The organism is Ruegeria sp. CF1 (genome assembly GCF_056537445.1).
On record NZ_JBQFRN010000002.1, the window covers coordinates 209,079 to 223,999 of the forward strand.

18 protein-coding genes are annotated in these 14,921 nt (G+C 56.2%); 9 read left to right on the forward strand and 9 right to left on the reverse strand.

All coding sequences use genetic code 11. The features are described from left to right. Positions 1–4 precede the first annotated feature (4 nt). Both ACRZ96_RS06135 and trxB read right to left on the reverse strand, forming a co-directional pair. A complete protein-coding gene (locus tag ACRZ96_RS06135) occupies positions 5–463 on the reverse strand; it encodes an RES family NAD+ phosphorylase (RefSeq protein WP_170594577.1) in 459 nt (152 codons plus the stop codon). A 1-nt stretch (position 464) separates the two neighbouring features. After that, entirely contained in the window at positions 465–1,406 is a 942-nt protein-coding gene (gene trxB / locus ACRZ96_RS06140; RefSeq protein ID WP_170401816.1) for a thioredoxin-disulfide reductase, read from the reverse strand. 227 nt (positions 1,407–1,633) lie between these two features. Between trxB and ACRZ96_RS06145 the strand changes: the two genes are divergently transcribed. Continuing rightward, positions 1,634–2,134, forward strand: a complete 501-nt coding sequence (locus ACRZ96_RS06145; RefSeq protein WP_170392385.1) for an Lrp/AsnC family transcriptional regulator — start codon at positions 1,634–1,636, stop codon at positions 2,132–2,134. Positions 2,135–2,252: 118 nt separating this feature from the next. On the opposite strand, the gene ACRZ96_RS06150 is transcribed toward ACRZ96_RS06145, so the two are convergent. The 4 genes from ACRZ96_RS06150 to lgt form a co-directional block, all read right to left on the reverse strand. Next, positions 2,253–3,035: a Hint domain-containing protein gene (locus tag ACRZ96_RS06150; RefSeq protein ID WP_170392383.1), complete on the reverse strand. Its 783-nt coding sequence runs from the start codon at positions 3,033–3,035 to the stop codon at positions 2,253–2,255. A 723-nt stretch (positions 3,036–3,758) separates the two neighbouring features. Further along, on the reverse strand, positions 3,759–4,517 hold the full coding sequence (gene pgeF, locus ACRZ96_RS06155; protein ID WP_480614963.1) for a peptidoglycan editing factor PgeF: 759 nt from the start codon (positions 4,515–4,517) through the stop codon (positions 3,759–3,761). After that, entirely contained in the window at positions 4,514–5,581 is a 1,068-nt protein-coding gene (locus tag ACRZ96_RS06160) for a class I SAM-dependent methyltransferase (protein ID WP_480771931.1), read from the reverse strand. Before ACRZ96_RS06160 ends, pgeF begins: the two co-directional genes overlap by 4 nt. Next, positions 5,578–6,465, reverse strand: coding sequence for a prolipoprotein diacylglyceryl transferase (gene lgt / locus ACRZ96_RS06165; RefSeq protein WP_480771932.1), 888 nt, complete (start codon positions 6,463–6,465; stop codon positions 5,578–5,580). Before lgt ends, ACRZ96_RS06160 begins: the two co-directional genes overlap by 4 nt. Before the next feature lie 97 nt (positions 6,466–6,562). Here lgt and ACRZ96_RS06170 point away from each other — a divergent pair, with 97 nt between their 5' ends. The 5 genes from ACRZ96_RS06170 (at position 6,563) to ACRZ96_RS06190 (ending at position 9,756) form a co-directional block, all read left to right on the forward strand. Beyond that, positions 6,563–6,811, forward strand: coding sequence for an accessory factor UbiK family protein (locus tag ACRZ96_RS06170; protein WP_010441801.1), 249 nt, complete (start codon positions 6,563–6,565; stop codon positions 6,809–6,811). Positions 6,812–7,125: 314 nt separating this feature from the next. Beyond that, entirely contained in the window at positions 7,126–7,626 is a 501-nt protein-coding gene (locus ACRZ96_RS06175; protein ID WP_010441802.1) for a type III secretion system chaperone family protein, read from the forward strand. Positions 7,627–7,659: 33 nt separating this feature from the next. After that, positions 7,660–8,475, forward strand: coding sequence for a pyrroline-5-carboxylate reductase (gene proC, locus ACRZ96_RS06180; RefSeq protein ID WP_480814325.1), 816 nt, complete (start codon positions 7,660–7,662; stop codon positions 8,473–8,475). Continuing rightward, positions 8,468–8,806 carry a tRNA-binding protein gene (locus tag ACRZ96_RS06185; RefSeq protein ID WP_480814326.1) on the forward strand — a complete coding sequence of 113 codons (339 nt, stop codon included), beginning with the start codon at positions 8,468–8,470 and terminating at the stop codon, positions 8,804–8,806. Before proC ends, ACRZ96_RS06185 begins: the two co-directional genes overlap by 8 nt. Then, complete coding sequence (locus ACRZ96_RS06190) at positions 8,806–9,756, forward strand: 2-hydroxyacid dehydrogenase (protein ID WP_480706869.1); 951 nt, start codon at positions 8,806–8,808, stop codon at positions 9,754–9,756. Before ACRZ96_RS06185 ends, ACRZ96_RS06190 begins: the two co-directional genes overlap by 1 nt. Here the strand turns inward: ACRZ96_RS06190 and ACRZ96_RS06195 are convergent. Further along, on the reverse strand, positions 9,753–10,331 hold the full coding sequence (locus tag ACRZ96_RS06195; protein ID WP_480706867.1) for a thymidine kinase: 579 nt from the start codon (positions 10,329–10,331) through the stop codon (positions 9,753–9,755). The two genes, ACRZ96_RS06190 and ACRZ96_RS06195, sit on opposite strands and share 4 nt — an antisense overlap. A gap of 355 nt (positions 10,332–10,686) precedes the next feature. Between ACRZ96_RS06195 and ACRZ96_RS06200 the strand changes: the two genes are divergently transcribed. Further along, positions 10,687–11,148 (forward strand): hypothetical protein, encoded by a 462-nt coding sequence (locus ACRZ96_RS06200; protein ID WP_170392365.1) that lies wholly within the window; start codon positions 10,687–10,689, stop codon positions 11,146–11,148. Between the two features lie 93 nt (positions 11,149–11,241). On the opposite strand, the gene ACRZ96_RS06205 is transcribed toward ACRZ96_RS06200, so the two are convergent. Both ACRZ96_RS06205 and ACRZ96_RS06210 read right to left on the reverse strand, forming a co-directional pair. Further along, entirely contained in the window at positions 11,242–11,976 is a 735-nt protein-coding gene (locus ACRZ96_RS06205) for a hypothetical protein (protein ID WP_480706865.1), read from the reverse strand. A 157-nt stretch (positions 11,977–12,133) separates the two neighbouring features. Then, positions 12,134–13,258, reverse strand: a complete 1,125-nt coding sequence (locus tag ACRZ96_RS06210) for a beta-ketoacyl-ACP synthase III (RefSeq protein ID WP_170594595.1) — start codon at positions 13,256–13,258, stop codon at positions 12,134–12,136. A gap of 154 nt (positions 13,259–13,412) precedes the next feature. Between ACRZ96_RS06210 and ACRZ96_RS06215 the strand changes: the two genes are divergently transcribed. Both ACRZ96_RS06215 and ACRZ96_RS06220 read left to right on the forward strand, forming a co-directional pair. Then, positions 13,413–13,880, forward strand: coding sequence for a MarR family winged helix-turn-helix transcriptional regulator (locus tag ACRZ96_RS06215; RefSeq protein ID WP_170420601.1), 468 nt, complete (start codon positions 13,413–13,415; stop codon positions 13,878–13,880). Next, positions 13,877–14,914 (forward strand): efflux RND transporter periplasmic adaptor subunit, encoded by a 1,038-nt coding sequence (locus tag ACRZ96_RS06220; RefSeq protein WP_223116841.1) that lies wholly within the window; start codon positions 13,877–13,879, stop codon positions 14,912–14,914. Before ACRZ96_RS06215 ends, ACRZ96_RS06220 begins: the two co-directional genes overlap by 4 nt. Positions 14,915–14,921 lie beyond the last annotated feature (7 nt).

Here is a 14,921-nt window from a genome sequence, read left to right on the forward strand (position 1 = left end):
GCGGTCACCTTTCGGGGAACCAGTCGCAGGGGGCACCTGCGGTTTGTATCATCTGGTGTTCTGCGTTGAACAACACCAAATGGCTCAGTTTAGGACGCGAGCGCGAACTGTATAGCAGTCCATCCGCGCCGTATGTGCGGGCCTTGTCCGAAAATCGCCATGTTGGAGAGGGTATGCCGGTTGCCCGCATGTCTTGCCAGACGATCGAGGCAGAAGGTTGCCCCCGCAAATCCAATACTTGCGCCTTGGATATTTTCAAGCGATGGATCGTCCGTGGAGGGTCGCACTGCGAGACATAGCGCCGAATGGCGATCCCGGCCCCTTCAGCGCTAAGCGACGCATAAAGCGCGAATTGGCCAGAATGATGAAACCGTCCTTCGGGGGCACGGGCCGATGAAAGCGGGTCACCCGATTGGGTGCGGAGCAGAATTCTCCAGACGAGGCCGGAGAATTCTGTAATCATCTTAGTCGTTCTCCGCCAAGAATCGTTCTGCATCCAGCGCGGCCATGCAGCCCATACCGGCGCTTGTCACAGCCTGACGGTATACGTGGTCGGTCAGGTCTCCGGCAGCAAAAACTCCCGGAACCGAAGTTTGCGTCGTGCCCGGCTTGGTCACGACGTAGCCACCCATGTGGGTTTCCAGCGTATCTTTGACCAGCTCATTTGCCGGAGCGTGGCCGATAGCGACAAATACGCCTTTGCACGGAATCTCCGTGATTTCGCCGGTCTTTACATTCTTGACCTTGACGCCTTCCACACCCAGTGGGGCATCGGTTCCGATCACCTCATCCAGTTCGTGAAACCAAAGCGGCTCGATCTTTTCGTTCTTGAACAGCCGATCCTGAAGGATCTTTTCAGCTCGCAACTCATCGCGGCGGTGGATCAGAGTGACTTTGCTTGCGAAGTTGGTCAGGAACAGCGCTTCTTCTACGGCAGTATTTCCGCCGCCGATCACAACGATTTCCTGACCGCGATAGAAGAAGCCGTCACAGGTGGCACAGGCTGATACGCCAAACCCTTTAAATTTCTCTTCCGAGGGAATGCCTAACCACTTGGCTCGTGCGCCCGTTGCCAGAATCACCGCGTCAGCGGTGTAGACGGTGCCACTGTCGCCTTTGGCTGTGAAGGGACGCTCGCTTAGATCGAGATCGCTGATGATATCGCCGATCACTTCGCATCCCATTGCCTTGGCGTGGTCCTGCATCCGAACCATCAGGTCTGGACCCTGAACCTCGGTGTCACCCGGCCAGTTTTCCACCTCGGTTGTGGTGGTCAGCTGCCCACCGGGTTCGATACCCTGCACCAGGATCGGTTCCAACATGGCCCGGCTTGCATAAACGCCCGCGGTGTATCCTGCAGGTCCCGACCCGATGATCAGAACCTTGGTGTGTCGTGTTTCGGCCATGGTATCCTCACTCAAACTGCCTCGGCGGACATGTTGTCCGGTGCGGATCGATATAGCGACCGCAGGGCAGGGCTTAAAGCCCCTTCATATTGCAGGTCCGTGATGTGCCTAATGATTGGCTTTGCGGCCAATTATGTATCTGAAATAACGAAAATTGCGTGGCTGTGAAATATTATTGCGCCTCCCGGGGCTGCTGATATAACAACTGAAAAACTCAGGAGCATTCGATGGTCACGACCCGGTTGGATGAAATCGACCGCAAAATTCTTGCGGAACTGCAGGCCGATGGCCGTATGACCAATGTTGAGCTTGCCAAGCGCGTAGGAATATCCGCTCCTCCTTGCCTGCGACGGGTGCGGACGCTGGAAGATTCGGGGTACATTCGCGGCTATCATGCCGAGGTGAACGCCCGCGAGCTTGGGTTTGAAGTGCAGGTCTTTGCCATGGTCGGACTTGAAAGTCAGGCCGAATCCGAACTCAGCGCCTTTGAAGACCGGTGTCGGGAATGGCCATTGGTTCGCGAATGCCACATGCTGAATGGCGAGGTTGATTTCATCCTGAAATGTGTCGCACCGGATCTCAGCAGTTTTCAGCAATTTCTGACAGGCGAGTTGCTGACCACGCCAAACGTGGCCAGCGTCAAGACTTCGCTTGTTATCCGAGGCGCAAAAGACGAGCCAGGCGTACCATTTGACGTACTGGAAGACCGGATGAACCGGACGGCCTGAACCTACCTCTTGTTTGATCCACAGGACAGGGTGGCAGCATCGCTGCCAGTGCAAGGGTTAAAACCCAACTCAGTAAAATCTGCATGATGCCCCACGCTTGCAGTAATAGTTAACCAGTTCACGCTGTCATAGCGTCAATTTCACCATCTCCGGCTCTTGGCAAGAGCAACGGCCCAAAATCATTCAACGATTCGATATGTGAGAATAGATTCAAATAGATCGAACGCAAAGAGTGACTGATCATTCGAACTGCGTTGATGCCCGGATGATAGGTCTCGAATTGCAGGCCATCGACCCGAATCACGGAATGTCGGGCGACACAGATATGAAACAGCTCGACCGGAGTCGGTGGCAGCGTTTCAATGATACCCATTCCATCCTGAAACTCACTGACGGGTGTCAGCATGGGCTGCCCGCCGTTCAAATGACGCATATGCGTAGGCGTACCCAGCAGACGTGCGGCGGGGCCCGTGATAACGCCCGACATCGGTTTTTGCATCCCGAACGTGTCGGCCATGATCCGCGTCAGTGGCCGGGTTCGCCCGCGCGTATCCTCGCGTCCGGGTATCAGCGTGACAGACCCTTTCCAAAGCACGGTTTCCGATGATCCGTCCTGAGTGAGGACATCATCACCCGGCAGCAGATCTTCGATCGCCATCTGGCCTTGCGGCGTCTCGACCAACGATCCGCGCGTGAACGCACAAAATGCATCTTCAAACATCGGCAAAGCTGGCGCGATATGGCGTGTCTGTGAAATATCCCCGTTTTTCAGCAGACTGCACACTTCATAGCGTCGAAGCTGTGCTTTTTGTTTTGTCGCGGGACGAGGCGCATCGCGCAATAGCGCTGACGTCTCGACCGCGTTTCTGGCAGCGCGGGCCAGAGAATTTGGAATAGTCATGGTATTCCGTCCCCTCTAAATTCCGTCCGACGGCTTGAACCCCCGTGCAATATCGCCGGACGACCTTGTTCTTTGTCTGTAATCAGATGGGTAAACACAGGCCGGTCGCCGCGAATGCACAGCGCCGCATCAGAAAACACCAGTGTTTTGGTCAAGTTCTTGACCCCCCAGACAAACTCGTAAACCGCAGGCTGCAATTGCCTGCACACACACGCTCCGAACCCTGGTCGCAGTCCTGATTGCGACCCCACACACCGGACCGGAGCTTCATCCGGTATGCGTTTGCCCTCTGAGACCGGCAGCTGGTCTCTTGGGGTTGCTGTGTCAGCGTCGCGCCGCCAGACGGCGTGCAACTCTGACTGAGTGACTTGAAACCCGCTTCCAGGGCATTTCTGGTTCTTGATCCCTGACAGCCGCAAAAACGGCGCTGAGAAAGCGTGATTTCGATTTCATATCCATTGTCCTGCTTCGATAGGGCGGTCGCCCTGTTCCCGTTTATGAAGCCAATGTGACGCTGATTTGCGGCGCCTATAAGGCTGATCCGGGTTGAATTGAGGACAAATTGAAGGTTTCAGGTACCTCTTAGTTGCTTCCGCCCATGCCATGACGACCCCACTTGGGGTAACCGTCTGTGCATTGGCGAAAATTTGAGACGATTCTGACTCTGATAAACACAAGAAATGTGGCAGAAACTGGGCAAAGCTGCCTTAATCTGGGCCAGATTTACAACCTGATAGCGGAAATCAATCTGCCGTAGTCGGCCTCTTTGGCATGGGTCGATCGCCGGTATGAATAAAACCTGTCGGGGTCGGAATAAGTGCAGTGACGGACCCACTCGGCCTGGCCGATACCAGCTTCGCGCAGACGATGCAGGCCAAAGGCGGGCAGGTCGAAATGCATCCGGTCACCTTTGCCATTTGCAAAAAAACGCGCGTTCTCTGGCGTGTCAGCAAGGAAGTCGTCCAGAAACTCTGAGCCGACCTCGTAAGCGCGTTGTGAAATCGTGGGGCCGATTACGGCAACTGTGTTATCCCGGCTGGCTCCCAGCGCTTCCATCGCGTCCAGTGTTGATTCCAGCACACCATCCAACGCGCCGCGCCAACCGGCATGTGCGGCCCCGATCACATTTGCGTCAGGATCCGCGAACAGCACTGGCTGACAATCAGCGGTTAAGATTGTAAGCGCCAAACCCGGCGTTGATGTGACAACCGCGTCAGCTTTGGGTTTGTCACCAGTCATCGGACCATCGACTGCAATCACGGTCGGCGAATGCACTTGATGCACACCGATCATCGCCTCAGGTGCCACTTCCATCGCGTCGGCGACGCGCCGACGGTTCAAAGCTACGGCCTCAGTCAAATCTGTCGACCCGGTTCCGCAGTTGAGTCCTTCGAAGATACCAGAAGATGCGCCACCGCGGCGGCTGAAGAACCCGTGTCGTACGGGGGACAGCATGTCTGAGGTAATGATTTCCAGTGTCATGGTTCCAGTCCCGGTGGCGGCGTGGCGTTTGGCGGATAAAGGCCCAGTACTTTGAACAGGTTTCCCATTTCGTCGGGATGCGTCAACCGTCGATGTGCAGTGACCAGCGTCTCAAGCTGTGACCCGCTGAGAGGGGCGGCAAGCGATTGCGCGCGCGCAGTGATCCCGAGCCGTTCAAGAAACACCCCCTGCGGGGTCAGTTTTGTATATGCGCAGCCCGAAGCATGAGACGCCTTCGCCAAGACCTCAAAGTCGACATGTGTGGTCAGATCCGCCTGACCGGGCTGATCCAGGGGATCGACACGTTCATGCGCTTGCAACGCCTGCAATGTGTCGCCAAGCGAGCGCCAGTCACCATAATCGATGATCAGCGCGGCTCCGCCGTTACGAGCGATCTGCCCGGCAACAGAGTACATAATGGAACTGGCAGTAGCGCACAGTTCTACCAGATCTCCGTCCTGCGTATCCTCGACACGTTCGCTGAGCGCAGCTTGTGCCGATTGCGCACCAAGACCGAACGCAAGCGATGCACCATTTTTGCCAACTAACCTCTCGCGCCAACCTTCGCCTTCGCGCAGGAACTGGCGGATGGGCAGGGCATCAAAGAACTCGTTTGCCACCAGAAACAGAGGAAGATCTTCAAAATCAGAAATTGCCTCGATCCACTGAGGTTCATAGCCTTGCAGTGCCTTGGCTTGTACGTCGCGCAAAACAGGTGAAGCTTCGAGCAACGCGATCTCGGCCGCTTTGTGAAAGCCCGGCACCCTCTGAGTGGCGCGCAGGATGTCTGCCATCAGGGTGCCACGACCAGGGCCAAGCTCGGCCAGAACAATCCGTTCAGGTTTGCCTTGCTCCAGCCAGGATTGCGCCAAACACAACCCGATAAGCTCCCCGAACATCTGACTGATTTCAGGCGCTGTAATGAAATCGCCCTGAGCGCCCAGCGGATCGCGGGTTGTGTAGTATCCATGTTCCGGATGCATCAGACACTCGGTCATGTAGTCAGCGATGGTCATAGGGCCATCATTCTGGATGCGCAGGAGCAGACGATCCTTCAGGTTCATGATCTGCGTTTTGCCCGAATTGCGAACCAAAGGCCAAGTGCAATCATTGGTAGCGACAAGAGTTGCCCCATCGTCAATCCATATCCGCCAACATGCCACGCCAGCCCTAGCGGATTACCGGGCGATACAAATTGCGCATCGGGTTGACGGAAGAATTCGACAAAAAACCGCGATGCGCCGTAGCCAGCCAGAAATACGCCCATAACCAGACCTGGTTTTCGAAACGCGCCACGCCGGTAGGCCAGCCATATCAGAATCGCCACGAGGACCAGACCCTCGAGTGCTGCCTCATACAGTTGCGAAGGGTGGCGAGCGCACATCCCGGCAACAACGCCGGGACAATCCTGGGCCGCAGTTCCGGGAAAGATCACCGCCCATGGCAATTCGCTGGGTCGACCCCAAAGCTCGGCATTAGTGAAATTCGCCAATCGTCCCAGCAACAACCCGGGCGGCACTGTGTAGGCAACCAGATCACCCAGCGAAAGAATCGGTATAGCGTGGCGCCTGCCGAACAGATACGTGGCGATCACCACGCCCAACAGGCCGCCATGGAATGCCATGCCACCCTGCCAAACCATCAGAATTTCCAGTGGATAAGCAAAATAATATGCGGGTTGATAGAAAAGGACGAACCCCAATCGACCACCAAGAATTACACCCAGTATGATCCAGGTGACCAAATCCTCAAGCTGATCGGGTTGCATCGGTGGTGTGTCATCAGCCCAAAGCACAGGCCGCCTAAGCGCCATCAGCGCCATGCGCCAAGCAATCAGGATGCCAACGATATAGGCCAGCGCATACCACCTGAGCGCAAACTCCATCCCGAACAGAGAGATCGAGAAAATTTCGGGTGACAGATCGGGGAAATTCAAAACAGCCTGCATGTGCGTCTCATTGCCCGGGGTTTGCGTGGCAAGTCAACCTTGAGCCCGGGCCAATCTTTACCCATATAGAGAGCAATCGCGAAATCGGAGAAAGCCCATGCAAACCCGTAACAAGATTCTGGACGATATGTCTCAACTGATGACCAATGCCATGGGTGTGGCGCAGGGTGCACGGGAAGAGGCCGAGAATGCGATGAAATCCATGATGGACCGCTGGCTGGCCGACCGGGATTTCGTAACCCGTGAAGAATTCGATGCCGTGCGTGCCATGGCGCAGAAAGCGCGCGAAGAAAACGCCGCCCTTGAACAGCGGATTGCCGCGCTCGAGGCAAAGCTGGACAAGTAACGTCCGCAGGAATCTAGAATTTTGGGTAAAAGCATCCGCCGCGCAATCCGAGCCAGGATTGTGCGGTGATGTGTATTCTGCCGCTCTGCAGAATTTTATCAAGACAAAGCTGCATCCAATGCCAATATTTTGATCGGCGTTGCCAACTGTCCACAACTTATTGCTGTTATCCCCAATAAATAGGGTTGCCAGAGCTGTGCTCACATCGCACCATATTTAGTACAGGCAGACTGGGGAAGCCCGGCTTGTAGAGCAGGCAACTAGCGCTGGGGCGCTGCCAGCCCCAAATTGCTAGAGATTAGTGAGGTGGCATTATGGCCCTTTCCGAGCAGTATCTCGAAGAAGACCTTCATCCGATCGACATTGTTGAACATCTTGCAGAACATCACGACTGGGATTTTGACCGGATCGGGGATGATCAGATTGCCATGGCTGTCGAAGGACAGTGGCGCACATATTCGATAACTTTGGCCTGGTCGAATTACGATGAAACGCTCCGTATGGTGTGTTCCTTTGAGATGGAGCCTCCGGCCGAGCGCGAAACCGAGCTTTATGAACTACTGAACAAGATGAATGATCAGTGTTGGGCCGGGGCGTTTACCTACTGGGCAAATCAGAAATTGATGGTCTATCGCTATGGCTTGGTACTGGCCGGTGGTCAGACGGCCAGCCCGGAACAGATCGATACCATGATCACCGCAGCGGTACTGAGCGCCGAGCGCTACTATCCCGCGATCCAACTGGTGACCTGGGGTAACCGTGACCCCGAAGAGGCGATGCAAGTCGCCATTGCAGAGGCCTACGGCCGCGCGTAAAGCTTTGCCCCGAACCATAGGGGAGGGGCAATCATGGATATCTCGCGAGTTGCAGAACAGGGGCTTGTGCTTCTGGGATGCGGCAAGATGGGCTCAGCGATGCTTGCAGGCTGGTTGGAACATGGCCTTCCTGCCGCATCGGTCTGGGTGATTGATCCCTATCCTTCGGATTGGCTGAAGGCGCAGGGCGTCAACATCAATACACCTCTCCCCGAAGCGCCCGCAGTTGTTCTTGTGGCCGTCAAACCACAGATGATGGGCGAAGCCCTGCCATCCATTCAAGCGCTGGGCAATGGTGACAGTCTTTTCATATCGGTCGCAGCGGGTACATCGCTGACCACGTTCGAGAACGTTATTGGGGCAGATACGCCGATCATCCGTGCGATGCCAAACACGCCTGCGGCGGTTCGGCAGGGGATCACAGCGCTGATTGGGAATGCCAACACCTCGGACGCGGATATCCTATTGGCTGAAGACCTGCTTTCGGCGATTGGTGAGACGGTTCGATTGGATGACGAGACGCAAATGGACGCCGTCACCGGAGTCAGCGGTTCGGGCCCCGCCTATGTATTCCACCTGATCGAAACACTGGCGCAAGCTGGCGAAGCGCACGGCCTTCCGCCGGAACTGGCGATTAAGCTGGCCAAATCAACCGTCGCTGGGGCAGGGGCGTTGGCAATGGCCGCTGACGAACACCCGTCACAATTGCGAGTTAATGTCACCTCTCCCAACGGCACCACTCAGGCCGCACTGGAGGTGTTGATGCATGAAGAAGAAGGTTTCCCGGACCTGTTGCATCGTGCCGTCAAAGCTGCAACCGACCGATCCAAGGAGCTGTCTCGTGAGTGAGATCACATTCGATGAATTTCTCAAAGTCGACATTCGTGTAGGTGAGGTGATACGCGCCGAGCCGTACCCTGAGGCCCGCAAGCCCGCGATCAAGCTGTGGGTCGATTTTGGCGATGAGATCGGTGAGCGCAAAACTTCAGCCCAGATCACCGCGCACTACGATCCGGCGACGCTGGTGGGCAAGCAGGTGATGGCCGTGGTCAACTTTCCCCCGCGCCAAATCGGTAAATTCATGTCCGAGGTTTTGGTGTTGGGTCTTCCCGACGAAAACGGTGAGATCGTGTTGATAGGCCCCGATAGCGCTGTGCCCATCGGTGGAAGGATGCATTGATGAAACTGCTGATTGCCCGACCGATGACTTCGGATGTGCAAGTGCGCGCCCGTGCCGAATTCGATGTGGAAATCCGCAGTGAAACCACGCCTCTGACGCATGAAGAAATGTTGCGGGCGCTGACTGAATTTGACGTCGTGGTCCCAACGTTGGGCGATCAGTTCGTGGCAGAGATCTTTGCTCAGGTGCCAGAGCCTCGCTGTAAACTGCTGGCAAATTTCGGAGTTGGTTACAATCATATCGACGTGGATGCCGCACATGCTGCCGGAGTCGCGGTTACCAACACGCCGGGTGCCGTCACCGATGCCACCGCCGATATTGCCATGACTCTGTTGCTGACGACGGCCCGCCGTGCAGGCGAGGGAGAACGGTTGGTCAGGTCAGGCCAGTGGCAGGGGTGGCATCCGACACAGATGCTGGGCCACCACGTGACCGGCAAAAAGGTGGGCATCGTTGGAATGGGCCGCATAGGACAGGCTATTGCTCGGAGGTGTCATTTCGGATTTGAAATGGCCGTCGCCTATCAATCACGCAGTCCAAAACAGCTGGACTTCCAAGCAGAGTACATCCCTGAACTCAATGCATTGGCTGCGGCAGTGGATTTTCTTGTCATAGCCGTCCCCGGAGGAGTTAAAACACGACACTTGGTCAACGCGCAGATTTTGGCTTCGATGAAGCCCTCTGGCATTGTGATAAACATTGCGCGCGGTGAAGTTGTGGACGAAGCCGCCTTAATCCAAGCGCTTCATGCGGGTCGGATTGCTGGCGCTGGGCTGGATGTCTACGAGTTGGAGCCCAAGGTGCCGCAGGCCCTGTGTGACATGGAAAATGTGACTCTGCTGCCCCACCTCGGCACCGCGACCGAAGAGGTGCGCACCGATATGGGTCAAATGGCATTGGACAACGTCGCGGCGTTCGTGGCCGGGCGAGCGCTGCCCAACCCGGTTTAGGAACCCACCGCCTCGCGCCAGTGTTTGCGGCAGAGCGAGACATAAGTCTCGTTCCCGCCAATCTGGACCTGCGCACCTTCAGTGATGGCGTTTCCGTTTTCATCCTGACGAATCACCATCGTCGCCTTGCGCCCGCATTCGCAGATGGTGCGTACTTCGCGCATCTCATCGGCCAGAGCCAACAATGCTGCCGACCCGGGGAATAGTTTACCCTGAAAATCCACCCGCAACCCGTAGGTCAACACTGGGACCTTCAGATCATCTACGGCGCGCGCAAGTTGCCAGACCTGCTCTTCCGAAAGAAACTGGGCTTCATCAATGAATACGCAGGCGATGCCTCCTTGTGTCAGGCGGTTTTCGATCATGGCAAACACATTGTCGTCGGGACGAAACCTGTCCGCTCGTTCCGAGATTCCGATTCTTGATGCGATCCGCCCCTCACCGGCGCGTCCGTCAATGGCGGCTGTCATCAGGTAGGTATCCATGCCGCGTTCGCGATAGTTATGCGAGGCCTGTAGCAACACGGTCGATTTGCCCGCGTTCATAGTCGAATAGTTGAAATAGAGCTTTGCCATGCCGTGGGTCTAATTCGCATGTGCTGCCTGGGCAAGACGTCTCATGGGGGTAAATCGACGCCACCATCGCTACAGCTGAGGTTGAGCAAATGCTCTTGGGGATGGATTACCTCGCCTTCGCGACAGCGGCGTCTTCGGCCTACAAGTGGCCTATACAATGCAAGGCTAAAATCCTGCCCCGCATACACTCTTTACCGGCTCGAACAGCCGCCACTCACTCACAAAATCCCTGCATATCTGAGGGATAGTCAATTATTGCCATTTCAATTATGAATCGAATATGGGAAATTTCCCTACCCTTTCCCCCAGCATGGACAGGCAGAGGGGGCAGGGCGCAGGTAACAAGGGTAGCAAAATGGCAGATATCGGGGCCTATCTGAAAAAGCATACCGAAGCATTGGTTAAGGATGTCGGAATCGAAGCAGCGTGCGAGATCACCGGGAAATCCAAAGCCACGCTTGGCAGGTACTATTCAGACAACGCAGAACATTCTGACCGGTTCATGCCGGTGGATGCTGTTGCCCGGTTGGAAAACGCGGCTGCCTATCCGCACGTGACTGCGGCATTGGCGGATTTGAAGAATATCACGCTTTCTTACGATGGACGAAACTCGGACAGCCCACGTACGGGCGGGGTAAATTCCGATGTCATTGCGCTGAGCCAACGTTTTGCCATGCTGATGACGGAATACCAGTCGGCGATAGAAGATGGCATCATCACGGTGAACGAGGCGAAGCGGCTGCTGAAAGAAACCAGTATGCTGCAACAGGTTCTGATCGAAATGAAGCTGCATCTGGAAGAGGAAAGCGTCAGTTAAGGTGTCATGTCCCTGTACTGAATTGTTGTGAATGCGCAAAATAAAGGCGGCCCATGTGCCGCCTTTTTGTTTGTCTGCCGGGCAGATTAATATTCAGCGTTCATCATTGTTGGCGTTCTTGCCGCGCCCGGGGCTTGCCCCCTCTGGTCCGTTGCCGCCACCGTTATTGCCTTTGGCACCGCCTTTGCCTGGCTTGTCACCACCGTCGTGGCCACCTTTACCACCGCCTTTGCCGGGCTTGTCACCACCGCCGTGACCGCCTTTACCACCGCCTTTGCCGGGCTTTTCACCACCGCCGTGACCGCCTTTGCCGCCGCCTTTGCCGGGTTTGTCACCTCCGCCGTGGCCACCTTTGCCACCGCCCTTACCGCCGCCATCGCCAGGACTGCTTCCACCATCACCCGGATCACCGTTGCCGCCGGAACTCCCGTCGCTGTTGCCTGAGCTACCGCCGCCGTTGCCCGAGCTTCCGTTTTCACTCGAGCCAACGGAATTGGAGGATGGATCTCTGCTGCGCTCTTCACCGGCATTGGTGTTGGAAATCGACGCAGTGGGCAGATCGCTCAACAACTGAGTCAGACCGGGGCATTGCGCCGAAGTGTTCTGCAGGATCGAAGCAAAATCAGAACGATTTTGCAGATGTGATACAAACCCTCGCGTTACCTGCGAACAGCTGCAGAGCGTGTCAAAATCGCCTTCATTGGCGGCAACACGCGCGGTGTTGACTGTACAGGTTTGCGGTTCTGCGATTGCCGCGCCGGTCGCCATGACCCCAATGAAAGGTGCGGCGACCAAGGCGGCCAGTCCAACGCGAGTATTATTTCCCATAACAGCGGGCTCCCATAACTACATCACTCGGATGCACAGGGCATCCGGGTTTCGATGTGTCGGTCAGAGATGAAGGAGCGGTTGAGCCCGTCTGAATAATTCTTGAGAAAGCGGTTTGGTCTTGCAGCGATTCCAGCAGCGCAGATAAGGCGCGCGCTTATTGATACCGTTTGACGATCACAGAACCCACCGAATACCCGGCCCCGAACGAGCAAATCAGGCCCACATCGCCCGCATCCAGATCATCGGAATGCTTTGAGAAGGCGATAATCGACCCGGCGGATGAGGTATTGGCGTAGTCTTGCAGAATGTTGGGTTGCTCACCCGGTTCTGGCTCACGCCCCAGAACCTTCTTACCGATGAAGTCGTTCATCGTCTTGTTGGCCTGATGCAGCCAGAGGCGTTTTAGATCATCACTACTGATGCCCTCTGCCTCCATGTGGTCGCTGATATGTTTGCTGACCATGGGCAGGACCTCTTTGAACACCTTGCGACCATTCTGCATGAACTGCATGTCGCGGCGATCCACCAGACCATCGGGGCGCGAACGGCGGAGGAAGCCGTTGTTGTTGCGGATATTGTTGGAAAACGCAGTTGCGCACCGGGTCGATACTATCTCGAAATGTGGGCCTTGGGCGTCTTCGATCCGCTCGATCAGAGTAGCGGTCGCGACATCGCCAAATATGAAATGGCAATCCCGGTCGCGCCACTCAAGATGACCCGAGCAGATCTCGGGGTTGACGACCAGCGCCGCTCGGACCGAGCCCGAGCGCACCATATCCGCCGCCGCCTGAATGCCGAATGTGGCCGAGGAACAGGCCACGTTCATGTCAAACCCGAATCCGCTGATCCCCAATGCCTGCTGAATCTCGATGGCAATTGCAGGATAGGCACGTTCATGGTTCGAAGCGGCGCAGATCACCAAATCGACATCCTCGGCGCTGCGCCCCGCTTGTGCTAGCGCCTTAAGGCACGCATCCACCGCCATCTCGGTCATGATCCCAGGCTCGTCGTCGCTACGCTGGCGCAGCGCGGGATGCATGATCTCGGGATTCAAAACACCGGTCTTGTCCATCACATACCGGTTTTCGATGCCTGATGCCTTCAGGATGAACTCTTCCGAGGAATGCTGCATCGGTTCCATGTCGCCCGCTGCAATCGCATCCGCGTTTTCGACGTTCATCCGGTCGGCATAGGCATTGAACGCTTCCACCAGTTCTGCGTTGGTGATGATGTTTTCTGGTGTATAGACACCGGTCCCGGTGATGGCAGGAGTGTACATGGCTGGCCCTGAGTTCATGATCTGCACAAAATGCAGTCCCTATTAGTATTGATCAAGATGTGTTGACCCAAGGGAATGTATCGCCTCTCGCTTCATAACTTGAATAGTTCAAAATTCGAAGTATATTTCGCCGCGACTCGCACGGAAAAGATTCATGTCAGACGATATCAGCATGCGGTTAGGACGCCTCAGCCCTGAGATTCAGGCGATGATGGGGGTCTACGCGCTTTATTGGAAACTGGAAGAGAGCTTTGACAGCATCGAAACAGACCTGAGCCATCAGGAATGCCACATGCTAATCAAGCTCGATGTGCCCAAACGTATGGGAGTGCTGGCCGCAGATATGTTGACAGTGCCGTCAACGATTACGGCGACCGCCGATGCACTTGAACTGGCGGGGCACCTGACCCGACAGCGTGATCCCGAAGACCGTCGCGCCTGGCTTTTGGTGCTGACCGAACAGGGCGAAGAGGCCCGCAATATGCTGGTGGCCGTGGCGGGTGAGCTTTTCCACAGCGCATCGGGTCTGAACACCGAAGAAACCGCCGAGTTCGCACGGCTGGCTCACAAAATCCGTGACAACATTCTGAAAACCGGAATTCCCGAGGGATTGACGAAATGAAACTTCTGACCTCTGTTTGCCTCGCACTGTCCTTGTTGACTGCGCCTGCCATGGCGCAAGAGCCTGCCAAGCCTGTGAAACTGATGCAGGTAAGCGAAACCTCTCCCGGCTTTTCGCGCCAATTCTTTGGTCGGATCGCCGCTCGTCAGACCGTTGATCTGGCGTTTCAGGTCGCAGGGCAGATCGTTGAGATGCCTGTGACCGAAGGCTTTGTAATCCCAAAGGGTGAGTTGATTGCCCGCCTCGATCAGGAACCGTTCGAACTGCAGCGCGACCGGACGCGCTTGCAAAAAGATCAGGCGGATCGAACACTCGCCCGCCTGTCGCGTCTACGTGGAACCGCAGCCAGCCAGGTTGCCGTCGATGATGCCGAAACAGCTGCGCAACTGGCTGCGATTGCGGTTCGAGATGCAGAATATGAGTTGGAACATGCGACGCTGACCGCTCCGTTCGACGCGCTGGTTTCAAGCCGTGCAGTTGAGGCGTTTACAACTGTTTCTGCGGGTACTCCGATCGTGCGGATTCACGATATGTCTGAACTGCGTATTGAGGTGGATGTGCCCGAAATCCTATTTCAGCGGTCCGGACAGCAGGACGACATCACGATTACTGCCAAGTTCCCTGTCAGCGATGAGATCTTTCCGCTGGAAATAAGGGAATTCGATGCTGAATCCTCAAGCGTGGGCCAGACCTTTCGCATCCAGTTCGGTTTGACACCGCCCGAGGGATTGCAGATTCTTCCCGGTTCCTCCGTGACCGTCACGGTGCAGGTGCAGGATGAACGCACCGGTATCATCATCCCGCCAACGGCTGTAGTTGCTGATGCCAGCGGCGCGCTGGGCGTTCTGGTCTTCTCGCCGGCTGGCGCCGACGAAGGCACCGTCCGCCGGGTTCCCGTGACTGTAGAACCTACGCAGAGCGGCGATGTCCGCGTGCTGACCGGCCTGACCGATGGCGAAGAAATCGTCGTCGCGGGTGGGGGTGCATTGACCAATGGTCAAACCGTCCGCCGCTTTGTCGGCTTCTCGAACTGAGGGCGGT

Excerpts from the sequence above, each read along its gene's own strand:
- ACRZ96_RS06135 (WP_170594577.1), bottom strand. The coding sequence starts at position 463 with ATGATTACAGAATTCTCCGGCCTCGTCTGGAGAATTCTGCTCCGCACC.
- trxB (WP_170401816.1), bottom strand. The coding sequence starts at position 1,406 with ATGGCCGAAACACGACACACCAAGGTTCTGATCATCGGGTCGGGACCT.
- ACRZ96_RS06145 (WP_170392385.1), top strand. The coding sequence starts at position 1,634 with ATGGTCACGACCCGGTTGGATGAAATCGACCGCAAAATTCTTGCGGAA.
- ACRZ96_RS06150 (WP_170392383.1), bottom strand. The coding sequence starts at position 3,035 with ATGACTATTCCAAATTCTCTGGCCCGCGCTGCCAGAAACGCGGTCGAG.
- pgeF (WP_480614963.1), bottom strand. The coding sequence starts at position 4,517 with ATGACACTGGAAATCATTACCTCAGACATGCTGTCCCCCGTACGACAC.
- ACRZ96_RS06160 (WP_480771931.1), bottom strand. The coding sequence starts at position 5,581 with ATGAACCTGAAGGATCGTCTGCTCCTGCGCATCCAGAATGATGGCCCT.
- lgt (WP_480771932.1), bottom strand. The coding sequence starts at position 6,465 with ATGCAGGCTGTTTTGAATTTCCCCGATCTGTCACCCGAAATTTTCTCG.
- ACRZ96_RS06170 (WP_010441801.1), top strand. The coding sequence starts at position 6,563 with ATGCAAACCCGTAACAAGATTCTGGACGATATGTCTCAACTGATGACC.
- ACRZ96_RS06175 (WP_010441802.1), top strand. The coding sequence starts at position 7,126 with ATGGCCCTTTCCGAGCAGTATCTCGAAGAAGACCTTCATCCGATCGAC.
- proC (WP_480814325.1), top strand. The coding sequence starts at position 7,660 with ATGGATATCTCGCGAGTTGCAGAACAGGGGCTTGTGCTTCTGGGATGC.
- ACRZ96_RS06190 (WP_480706869.1), top strand. The coding sequence starts at position 8,806 with ATGAAACTGCTGATTGCCCGACCGATGACTTCGGATGTGCAAGTGCGC.
- ACRZ96_RS06195 (WP_480706867.1), bottom strand. The coding sequence starts at position 10,331 with ATGGCAAAGCTCTATTTCAACTATTCGACTATGAACGCGGGCAAATCG.
- ACRZ96_RS06200 (WP_170392365.1), top strand. The coding sequence starts at position 10,687 with ATGGCAGATATCGGGGCCTATCTGAAAAAGCATACCGAAGCATTGGTT.
- ACRZ96_RS06205 (WP_480706865.1), bottom strand. The coding sequence starts at position 11,976 with ATGGGAAATAATACTCGCGTTGGACTGGCCGCCTTGGTCGCCGCACCT.
- ACRZ96_RS06210 (WP_170594595.1), bottom strand. The coding sequence starts at position 13,258 with ATGTACACTCCTGCCATCACCGGGACCGGTGTCTATACACCAGAAAAC.
- ACRZ96_RS06215 (WP_170420601.1), top strand. The coding sequence starts at position 13,413 with ATGTCAGACGATATCAGCATGCGGTTAGGACGCCTCAGCCCTGAGATT.
- ACRZ96_RS06220 (WP_223116841.1), top strand. The coding sequence starts at position 13,877 with ATGAAACTTCTGACCTCTGTTTGCCTCGCACTGTCCTTGTTGACTGCG.